The organism is Vibrio sp. 10N.222.48.A3 (assembly GCF_041475345.1).
GTDB classification, from domain to species: domain Bacteria; phylum Pseudomonadota; class Gammaproteobacteria; order Enterobacterales; family Vibrionaceae; genus Vibrio; species Vibrio tasmaniensis_A.
Genome location: NZ_JBFRVX010000180.1, coordinates 1 through 10,347 on the forward strand (window position 1 = coordinate 1; position 10,347 = coordinate 10,347).

Consider the following 10,347-nt stretch of genomic DNA (forward strand, 5'->3'; position numbering starts at 1 on the left):
ACCATGTACCGCGCCAGCTTTCTTGTACGTGTCGTTGTAATGAGTCAGTGCTTCTAAAGCCGTGTAAATTTCAGATTGCTTAATTTTGGTCTGAGGCACTTGGTAATCTTCCAACTGCTTCATCACGTTACCAAACATGGTGCCCTGACCACAGCCAGAGGTCACCGTCTTCTTCTTAAGCGCTTGCTCAAGCTGGCTCGTATCTTCATTGGTAATGACCGCTGCAGAGCTGGTTTCCCAATCGATGATGATAGATTCAACTGCTTCAGGGTCAGAAAGGAAGCTTTGGTTCTTCAAATAACCCAAGACTAAAGATTCAGGACGCGAGCCGAGCGTCATCAGAGTTACGATCTCTTTCCAGTTCAACATGACGGTAAGAGGGCGTTCACAAGCGATCTGTTTGGTTAGCTTCTCACCATATTCATCAAACACTTCAACTTCGATTGTTTGAAGTGGGTTTTCACTAGTTTTTATTATGTTTGGTTTTACCACAGTCACGTCCTACTTAATGAGATAGCGATTTAAAGAGATAAGAAGTTAACAAGAGGGTCTAACGCCGATCTTGTTCATCGATTCTTTAACTCATGCTTAAAGCAAATCTTATTCCAAAATAACGGGTATTCAGGAAAACATGAAGCATTTGATTAAAATAGCGCAAAATATGGGAGTTCACCGAGTGGAGTTGTCTGAAATAACCAGTATCGACTAACGTTAAGTGACAACTTGATGACGAACATTGTAGATGCGCTATTGAAGTTAACCTGTATTGGCGTGTTTATTGCTTTATAGCGCTTATAGGATTGAGCTAAGTACAAAATGTCCTAAGCACATTCAGGCCAAAGAAAATCAATTGGGTGAAGTATGTCTGAGATAAAAGAATTCAAAGAACAATACGAAAAAACAGAAGCAGCTTGGCCAATAGGTGTCCAAAGAATAGAGAAAGAGATCAAAACAGGTATCTGGGTAACCACTCAATGGGAATTGAAGGGGTTTGAATTGTCACCAGAAGATGACGCCCCAGACGTTTGTTTACTTCAATTACATAAAGATGAACGTACAGACTATCGATTCAACCTAAGCTCTCAGCAACCTAAGCTTTTCTTAGTAATGGATAATGTCGATTCTGATGTTAAGCCCGTCATTCAGTTACTTACTGCCTCACAAACCGTTGCAGGGCAATACATGGACGGTGACAACCAAGTACTTTCCTACGACATTCCTTTGCCCGTACAGGCTTGGATGGAAGCATTCATCGGTCGTCATGGCGAGTTATTAGAAACAAGACGTAAGAAACGCAAAGGCGCGGGAAGATCAAATGGCAACTAACTTCTTTAGCCGTTGGTCTCAACGAAAGCTTGATGAATCCACTGACGAACCTTTGGAAGTAGAGCAAACATTGGAAGTACCAGCACTCACTCCCTCTGATTCTTCAGCTTCTGAGATTTCGCCTGCTGATCTTTCGTCTGAAATGGAAGCAGCAGCGCCTCAGTCTTTAGAGAGTGAAACTATAGAAATCAATGAAGAAGTTCATGTTGCTGACGTTCAAGATCCCGCACCAGAAGCCACTGAAGATTTGTCTGTTGCCCAATTATTGGTATCAGAAGCCTCTGAAAGCGTAAAAAAAGCCGCATTGCGTAAACTATTCCTCTCAGAAGAGTTCAACGTTCGTGATGGTTTAGATGATTACGACGACGATTACAGCAATTTGAAGTCTCTGTCTGAAGGAGTTGCAGAAACTCTTCGCGATTGGGTAAAAGACAAGACAGAAGAAGACACAGTAAACGAACCTGAACAAGTCGCTGATAATGAAGAAGAAACTTTGATTGATGAGGTTGATGACTCTATTAATGAAGCTGAAGAGACCGAGTCAGAACTCAGTGAAAGTGACGAAATTGCGGGTGAAGAAAAAGGACTGTATAAAAACACAGTGACTAATAATAAAGCTACAATGTCAGACGAAGCTGACCTGACAGAGATGGGACAAAATATACCACACAAATAATAGGTACATTTTGACTAAACACTCAATGAACCGCTTGCGACAAAATGTCCCAAGCGGTTTTTTTATACGTACAATAAACGCCACAAAGCATTAAAGCACTGATATATAAGAATTATTAAATTGGCATGGCATTTGCTAAATAACGTTCATTATCAACTTTTTTGTAGATAGACGAGTTCAGGGTCTAACGAATGGCACACTAGCTAAAGAGTTAGTTGTTAACGGATTACTCAGCAAGTTCTCTATCGCTTACTACAATGAAGGTTGAACAGATTATCCATGTCCATAGATGGAACTGAGCAATGCTTAAACAATTATTAGAACAAGCAACTTCAAATAACGCTAAAGCAAGACTGTATGCATTTGAAAATACAGTAGAGTTAACAAATCTGATTCCACCTACTGTTAGCTACGAAAGCGGCGGTAATACACTTGTTATTGGTCCAACTGCGATCATTGAAAGTGCTGCGGCGCAATTACCTCAATTAACGAGCTTAACCTTGTTGTCAACAGACGGCGAAAAGGGCACAAACCCAGAACTGTACTTCGCGAATTCGGTTCAAGTATCGGGTTTCCTCGGCACGTTTGAAGTCGTGATTGAGAGTAAAGGCACATCAAGCAACCTAGCGAAAGTCGCCATTAATCACGATTGTTTCGATGTTGTTCTAGACCTATGTCTGAACAGCTGCATGACAGAAGAAGTACCTGTTCCTGGTTATTACCCAGTAGGGCGAGGCTATCCAAAACTGGCGGAAGCACTGGAAGAGATTCCAACGCTAATGGGTACTTTTGATAAGCCTAAGTTTTTCCGTCTAGACACTGACCTTTGTGCACACAGTTCTCGTGGCGTAAAAGGCTGTGAGCGTTGTGTTGATGCTTGTCCTGCTGGCGCACTATCAAGTGAAGGCTCAGATAAGACAGGTCACAAGATCGAGATTAACCCTTACCTATGTCAGGGCGTTGGGACTTGTGCAACAAGCTGTCCTACAGAAGCGATTACCTATGCGCTTCCAAATCCTGACGATACGCAAAAGTTCATTGAACGTACGCTAGCCAATTATGAACATGCGGGCGGTCTGGATCCAATCGTACTTATCTGTAGCTCACGTCATGAAACTTACAACGTGATGGCTCTTAAAGCGCTACCAGATAACGTGATTCCAATCGTTGTTGAAGAATTGCCTTCTATTGGTATTGATACTTGGTTTGCAGCGTTAGTGAATGGCGCAACTCAGGTTCTGTTTGCTGCTTCTCGCTTTATGCCAGAAACCATCATTCGTGTCCTAAATAACGAAGTAGGGATCGCTCAAGAGTTACTAGACCAAATCGGTGTTCCAAAAGAAACCATCGATATCCTGTATTTAGAATCTCTACGTGAAGGGCCTCCAACACTGTGTGTTGATTCGTTCGATCTTGCACTTGGCGATCTTCAAGGCAATAAACGTCAACGCCTATTCACAGCACTTGATGCGATGTCTTCATCTCGTATTCCTGTTGAAAACATTGTAGAGCTCCCTTCGAATGCGCCATACGGCACGGTTTCTTGTGAAAGCAAAGATTGTACTTTGTGTATGAGCTGTGTGGCTGTGTGTCCAACACGTGCGCTGCATACCGATGGTGCCTCTCCATCACTTAAGTTTGTAGAGCAAGACTGTATTCAATGTGGTCTGTGTGAAAAGGCATGTCCTGAGAATGTTCTTACTCTGACTCCTCGTATGAATTGGGTGAAAGAAGAACGTCAGAAGGCTGTTGTGATTCATGAAGAGAAAGCAGCGGAATGTTTACGTTGCCATAAGCCATTCGCTCCACAGTCTATGATTGACATGTTACAGAACAAGTTACGCGGTCACTCTCATTTTTCAGATGAAACTGCGATTAATCGTATTGCGATGTGTGAAGACTGTCGTGTGGTGGACATGTTCGATTCAATGGCTCAAGACCCATTGAAACAATTGAAATACTAGGAGTTGGCCTTGGATACTAATTTGGATCAGGCACAAGAGCCTGAGCTCGTAAAAGAATTAAAGCAAGAACAGACACTAAGAACTGAAATCTATCTGGTTCTTTCTGCATTGTTTCGTAGCGCACCTTCTGAAGAGGTGATCAACTTTCTCAAGACGCTAGACATTGAAGCGTCTGAGAGTGCGATGCAAAAGGCTTGGATTGCGATTCAACAAGCCGCAACCGAATCAAACCGCGAAGCACTAGAAGATGAATATCAGAATCTTTTCATTGGCATTGGCCGCGGAGAGATTGTTCCATTTGGCTCTTGGCATAGAACTGGCGCCATGATGGAAAAACCCTTAGCAGAGATTCGTCATGACCTAGAGCTTTTAGGCATTGAACGTGATGATCAAGTGAAAGAACCAGAAGATCATATTGCTGCATTGTGTGAAGTAATGGCGATGCTAACCAATGAAGAAGACGCGCTTCAACAAGCCGTTTTCAATAAGCATCTTGGTCCTTGGTTTAACTCTTTTACGCGTCAGCTTGAAAGTGCAGAAAGTGCGAACTTCTACAAATCAGCAGCACAGCTGTGTGAAGCATTCCTAACGTTAGAGCAAGTGCGTTTTAGCGTTAATACAAAAAGCAGTAAACATAAATTAAAGATTGATGTGAAAAACGTCACTGATTACGAGTAATCGAGCAGTACGCGATTATATCGACAGAGGGGCATTAAGCCTCCAAAAAGATCTACCGCAAGGTAAGGAAGCAATGATGAAAGATAATAAAGAAATAAACACAAGCCGTAGGGACTTACTCAAAGGCTTAACGACTGCAGCCGTTGCTGGTGCCGTTGTCGCTGGTACAACGAAAGTGGCAACTGCTTCAGAAACGGTTGAAATGCCGAAAGAAGACATGAAGAAGACGGGCTATCGTGAAACGCAACACATTCGCGATTACTACGACACACTTTAGGAGATAACGGATGAAACTTGTCAAACGCTCCGATAGTGTGAGCAAAGAAACCAATCAACTGGGTGTGTCTCGACGTGCCTTCATGAAAAACACCTCATTAGCAGCTGGTGGCGCGGTAGTAGGCGCAAGTCTATTCGCTCCAGGCATGATGAAAAAGGCGCAAGCTAAATCAGTCGACCCAGAAGCGAAAACAGAAGTGAAACGCACTATCTGTTCTCACTGTTCTGTGGGTTGTGGTATCTACGCTGAAGTTCAAAATGGCGTATGGACAGGTCAAGAACCTGCATTCGATCACCCATTTAATGCTGGTGGACACTGCGCGAAAGGTGCAGCACTGCGTGAGCACGGCCACGGTGAACGTCGTCTTAAGTACCCAATGAAATTGGAAGGCGGTAAGTGGAAGAAGCTTTCTTGGGAACAAGCGATTGAAGAGATCGGTAACAAGGCGCTAGAACTTCGTAAAGAGTCTGGCCCTGATTCGGTTTACTTCCTAGGTAGTGCAAAACACAGTAACGAGCAAGCTTATGCATTCCGTAAGATGGCGTCTTTGTGGGGAACAAACAACGTTGACCACCAAGCACGTATTTGTCACTCAACCACAGTAGCCGGTGTTGCGAACACTTGGGGTTACGGTGCAATGACAAACTCGTTCAATGACATGCACAACTGTAAATCAATGCTGTTCATTGGTTCAAACCCTGCAGAAGCTCACCCAGTAGCAATGCAGCACATCCTAATCGCGAAAGAGAAGAACAACTGTAAGATCGTTGTTGCGGACCCTCGTCGTACGCGTACGGCTGCGAAATCTGATCACTATGTTTCTCTACGCCCGGGATCAGACGTTGCGTTTATCTGGGGTGTGCTATGGCATGTCTTTGCTAATAAATGGGAAGACAAAGAATTCATCCGCCAACGTGTATTTGGCATGGACGAGATCCGTGAAGAAGTCGCGAAGTGGAGCCCAGCAGAAGTTGAACGCGTGACAGGCGTAAGCGAAGAAGACGTTTACCACACAGCAAAACTGCTTTCTGAGAACCGTCCAGGTTGTATTGTTTGGTGTATGGGTGGTACTCAACACACGACGGGTAACAACAATACACGAGCTTACTGTGTACTTGAGCTCGCACTAGGTAACATCGGTAAATCAGGCGGCGGTGCAAACATCTTCCGTGGTCACGATAATGTACAAGGCGCAACTGACCTTGGCGTACTGTCTGACACACTTCCAGGTTACTACGGCTTGTCTGAAGGTTCTTGGCGCCACTGGTCTAAAGTTTGGGACATCGACTTTGACTGGGTGAAAGGACGTTTCGACGACAACGCATACGGCGGTCAAAAACCAATGAACAGTGCAGGTATTCCTGTATCTCGTTGGGTTGATGGCGTACTTGAAGACAAAGACAAGATCCGTCAGCGCGAAAACATCCGCGCGATGTTCTACTGGGGTCACGCGGTGAACTCTCAGACTCGTGGTCCAGAGATGAAGAAGGCGATGCAGAAGCTGGATATGATGGTTATCGTTGACCCATATCCAACAGTTGCAGCAGTAATGAACGATCGCACAGATGGCGTTTACTTGCTTCCAGCAACCACTCAATTTGAAACCTACGGCAGTGTAACGGCATCAAACCGTTCTCTACAGTGGCGCGACAAGGTTGTTGATCCTCTGTTCGAATCTAAGCCTGATCACGAAATCATGTACCTTCTTTCTAAGAAGCTTGGTTTCTCTGATCAACTGTTCAAAAACATCCGTGTTGAGAACAACCAACCATTGATTGAAGACATCACTCGTGAATTCAACAAAGGTATGTGGACGATCGGCTATACAGGTCAAAGCCCAGAACGTTTGAAAGAACACCAACAAAACTGGCACACGTTCCACAAAACAACGCTTGCTGCAGAAGGCGGCCCAGCGAATGGCGAGACTTACGGTCTTCCTTGGCCATGCTGGGGCAACCCAGAGATGAAACACCCAGGTACGCATATCCTTTACGATACGTCTAAACCGGTTGCTGAGGGCGGCGGTAACTTCCGTACTCGTTTCGGCGTCGAATTTGAAGGTCAAAGTCTATTGGCTGAAGACAGCTACTCAAAAGGCAGCGAAATCAAAGACGGTTACCCAGAATTCAGTGACAAACTGCTGAAACAACTGGGTTGGTGGGACGATCTAACCGCAGAAGAGAAAGCTTCAGCGGAAGGTAAGAACTGGAAGACTGACGTTTCTGGTGGTATCCAGCGTGTGGCTATCAAACACGGTTGTATCCCGTTTGGTAATGCGAAAGCGCGTGCGATTGTTTGGACATTCCCAGACCGCGTACCACTGCACCGTGAACCACTTTACACGCCACGTCGTGATCTTGTTGCAGACTACCCAACATGGGATGACAAGGAAGCAATCTTCCGTGTTCCTACGTTGTACAAATCAATTCAAGACCAAGACAAGTCTGCTGAATACCCAATCATTCTGACTTCTGGTCGTCTGGTTGAGTACGAAGGTGGTGGTGAAGAAACCCGTTCTAACCCTTGGCTAGCGGAACTACAACAAGAGATGTTTGTTGAAGTGAACCCGAAAGACGCAAACGACATTGGCTTTAAAGATGGTGATGATGTTTGGGTTGAAGGTGCTGAGAAAGGCCGCATCAAGGTGAAAGAGATGGTTACTCGTCGTGTTAAACCGGGTTTAGCGTTCTTGCCGTTCCACTTCGGTGGTAAGTTTGAAGGTGAAGACTTACGTTCTAAATACCCAGAAGGCTCTGATCCTTACGTTATTGGCGAAGCTGCCAATACAGCAACCACATATGGTTACGACCCTGTCACGTTGATGCAGGAAACGAAAGTAACCCTTTGTAATATTCGTAAAGCGTAAGGAGTCTTAAAATGGCTAGAATGAAATTTCTTTGTGACACCAAACGTTGTATCGAATGTAACGGTTGTGTCACTGCATGTAAGAATGAAAATGATGATGCTCTGGAATGGGGTATTCAACGTCGCCGCGTTGTCACATTGAACGATGGCGAACCGGGTGAAAACTCTATCTCAGTCGCATGTATGCACTGTACTGATGCCCCTTGTATGGCAGTTTGCCCAGCAGACTGTTTTGAACATACAGAAGACGGCATCGTACTTCACAATAAAGATCTGTGTATCGGTTGTGGTTACTGCTTGTTTGCTTGTCCGTTTGGCGCACCTCAATTTCCTAAACAGGAAGCCTTTGGTGAGCGCGGTAAAATGGACAAATGTACCTTCTGTGCTGGCGGTCCAGAAACAGAGCCAGGTTCTGTGGAAGAACGTCAGAAGTACGGTGCGAACCGTATTGCTGAAGGCAAGCTACCAATGTGTGCTTCTTTATGTTCAACCAAAGCACTGCTAGCGGGTGATGCAGAGAAAGTCTCTGATGTATTCCGTCAGCGTGTTGTTGAGCGTGGTGCGAAGGGTGCAGGCTGGACAGACGGCAATGACCTTTCTTACGATGCGATGAAGAGCTAGTTAGGAGAGACATATGCTTACAATGTTTAAGCGTCTCTTTCTTGTTGTGCTGCCAATGTTGGCAGCACTAACAATGCTGTCTCCTTTGAGTCATGCATCTGAGACAAACTCATCACAAACTCAATCGAGCTCTGCTGAAAGAGAAATCACACAACTTGCTGGCGCTGATTTTTGGCGACAAGTAAGAAACGGTGAAGAAGGTTACACCACATCTCAATCGGCTGAGCACGGTATGTTAATCAGTACGCCCGGGCAAACGTGGTACATATTGAAAGAGAAGTGGATGTCGCCAGCCGGTGCCGTCGCTATCTTTGGCAGTATTGCTTTCGTTACTTTAATGTACGTTGTGATTGGCCCATTAATGCTGAGTGCACCAAGAACGGGCCGTAAGATCAAACGTTGGTCGCGACTGGACCGCGCACTGCACTGGAGCATGGCGTTTACTTTCTTAACGCTCGCGTTCAGTGGTTTGATGTTGGTTTACGGCAAGCACTTTTTGAAGCCGTATATTCCAACTGACCTTTGGGGCTTTATCGTTCTATTGGCGAAGCAATACCACAACTACATCGGCCCGATTTTCTATGTGCTATTGATGGCTGTTCTTATCAAGTGGTGGCGCAAGTCGATCTTCAAAATGGTCGATATTCAGTGGTTCATCAAACTAGGCGGCATGGTAGGGAAACACAAAGGTTCTCATCCATCGGCAGAGTTTTCGAACGCGGGTGAAAAAGCGCTATTTTGGCTGCTTATCATTATGGGTAGTGTCGCAGCGATCAGTGGCTTGGTGTTAGATTTCCCAATCTTTGGCCAAACACGACGTGATATGGAGCTTTCGAACTTAGTTCACATGCTTGCTGCTCTGATCCTTATCTGTGGTTTTGTGTTCCACATCTATATTGGCTTGTTCGGTATGGAAGGCGCACTAGAAGGTATGGTAACAGGCGAAGTCGATGAAACCTGGGCTAAAGAACACCATGACCTTTGGTACAAAGAAGTGATGGAACAAGAGAAAAACGGCGTTGAACAAAGCGCTAACGTAGCAACAGAGAAAATGGAAGGGGTGAATAAGAATGAACAAACCTCATAAGGGTATTTGGGTTGCTTACATCCTAAGCTGCTTTACACCATTTACTTGTCTTCTCTCTGGTGTGATTGCCATTATCTACGCGGGCTATCGTTTAGATAAAGGCGAAGACGGCGAAGTAGTGGATACCCATTACTACGGCTTGATTCGCTCGTTCTTCTTGAACCTGACGTTTTTTGTTGTGCTTATCGTTACGGTAGCGACCTCTAACGGCGTGTTGATCGGTGTGAACGATTACTGGTATCAAAACCATATTATCGATGACATCGCTTACTACATTCCATATGTGGGCATGGTATTTGGTGGTGTGGCGATTGTGGTGTGGTTTATTCGTATGTATCAAGGCATGCAGCGTTTAAGTCAAAACCTACCGCAAAACCCGACAACAGGTCCAAACCTTTAAGCGTTTATATGTAAGCCGTTCGGGTTAACAAACTCGATAATAGCTCCTTTGCGATGAGTTAACTGTAATCAGCGAAAGACCTTAAAAGCCCTGTGATTCATTTCACTGGGCTTTTTGTCGTTTGGGCGCTAGGTAACTGATCTAATGCCTTATATTGACCGCATCAATATGGTGCAATTCCCACAATTGGTGCAATCAGTTATCGAATGTTTTCTCTCTCTGAGAACCAATAAAGTGCACCTAAGAAATTAACCACAAAGAATCAATAACTTAAAACCAAACTCTGTTGCACGTTTTTTGCGTAACCAAGTTGGAACGCATCTTGCGTTTACTGTTGAGTCTTTAATTAATTACGACATCAATTCGCACGGTTCTAGTGCAATTGAGACAAAGCTAAGGGAGAGAGCTTTAATGAGTCAAACGGTTAACCAAGTTCATAGCGCAGTACAGAGC

10 protein-coding genes are annotated in these 10,347 nt (G+C 44.7%); 9 read left to right on the forward strand and 1 reads right to left on the reverse strand.

Annotation, left to right across the window (positions count from 1 at the left end; translation table 11 throughout):
* The coding region (locus AB4653_RS06410) for a formate dehydrogenase accessory sulfurtransferase FdhD (RefSeq protein ID WP_372103612.1) at nt 1-492 on the reverse strand (492 nt) is incomplete at its 3' end.
* 369 nt (nt 493-861) lie between these two features.
* Between AB4653_RS06410 and AB4653_RS06415 the strand changes: the two genes are divergently transcribed.
* The 9 genes from AB4653_RS06415 to AB4653_RS06455 all read left to right on the forward strand — a co-directional run bounded on the left by AB4653_RS06415 (nt 862) and on the right by AB4653_RS06455 (nt 9,894).
* On the forward strand, nt 862-1,326 hold the full coding sequence (locus AB4653_RS06415) for a DUF3305 domain-containing protein (RefSeq protein WP_009846734.1): 465 nt from the start codon (nt 862-864) through the stop codon (nt 1,324-1,326).
* Nucleotides 1,316-2,002, forward strand: coding sequence for a DUF3306 domain-containing protein (locus AB4653_RS06420; RefSeq protein WP_009846733.1), 687 nt, complete (start codon nt 1,316-1,318; stop codon nt 2,000-2,002). The genes AB4653_RS06415 and AB4653_RS06420 overlap by 11 nt, the downstream gene beginning before the upstream one ends.
* Before the next feature lie 302 nt (nt 2,003-2,304).
* Nucleotides 2,305-3,966, forward strand: coding sequence for a 4Fe-4S dicluster domain-containing protein (locus AB4653_RS06425; RefSeq protein ID WP_009846732.1), 1,662 nt, complete (start codon nt 2,305-2,307; stop codon nt 3,964-3,966).
* Between the two features lie 9 nt (nt 3,967-3,975).
* Nucleotides 3,976-4,644, forward strand: a complete 669-nt coding sequence (locus AB4653_RS06430; RefSeq protein ID WP_009846731.1) for a molecular chaperone — start codon at nt 3,976-3,978, stop codon at nt 4,642-4,644.
* Between the two features lie 76 nt (nt 4,645-4,720).
* The gene (locus tag AB4653_RS06435; RefSeq protein WP_004733728.1) at nt 4,721-4,921 is read left to right on the forward strand and encodes a twin-arginine translocation signal domain-containing protein; all 201 of its coding nucleotides are present in this window, start codon (nt 4,721-4,723) and stop codon (nt 4,919-4,921) included.
* A gap of 10 nt (nt 4,922-4,931) precedes the next feature.
* Nucleotides 4,932-7,787 carry a formate dehydrogenase subunit alpha gene (locus AB4653_RS06440; protein ID WP_372103615.1) on the forward strand — a complete coding sequence of 952 codons (2,856 nt, stop codon included), beginning with the start codon at nt 4,932-4,934 and terminating at the stop codon, nt 7,785-7,787.
* 11 nt (nt 7,788-7,798) lie between these two features.
* A complete protein-coding gene (gene fdh3B / locus AB4653_RS06445) occupies nt 7,799-8,407 on the forward strand; it encodes a formate dehydrogenase FDH3 subunit beta (protein WP_004733723.1) in 609 nt (202 codons plus the stop codon).
* A gap of 13 nt (nt 8,408-8,420) precedes the next feature.
* The gene (locus AB4653_RS06450; protein WP_009846729.1) at nt 8,421-9,494 is read left to right on the forward strand and encodes a formate dehydrogenase subunit gamma; all 1,074 of its coding nucleotides are present in this window, start codon (nt 8,421-8,423) and stop codon (nt 9,492-9,494) included.
* A complete protein-coding gene (locus AB4653_RS06455) occupies nt 9,478-9,894 on the forward strand; it encodes a hypothetical protein (protein ID WP_009846728.1) in 417 nt (138 codons plus the stop codon). The genes AB4653_RS06450 and AB4653_RS06455 overlap by 17 nt, the downstream gene beginning before the upstream one ends.
* Nucleotides 9,895-10,347: the final 453 nt, after the last annotated feature.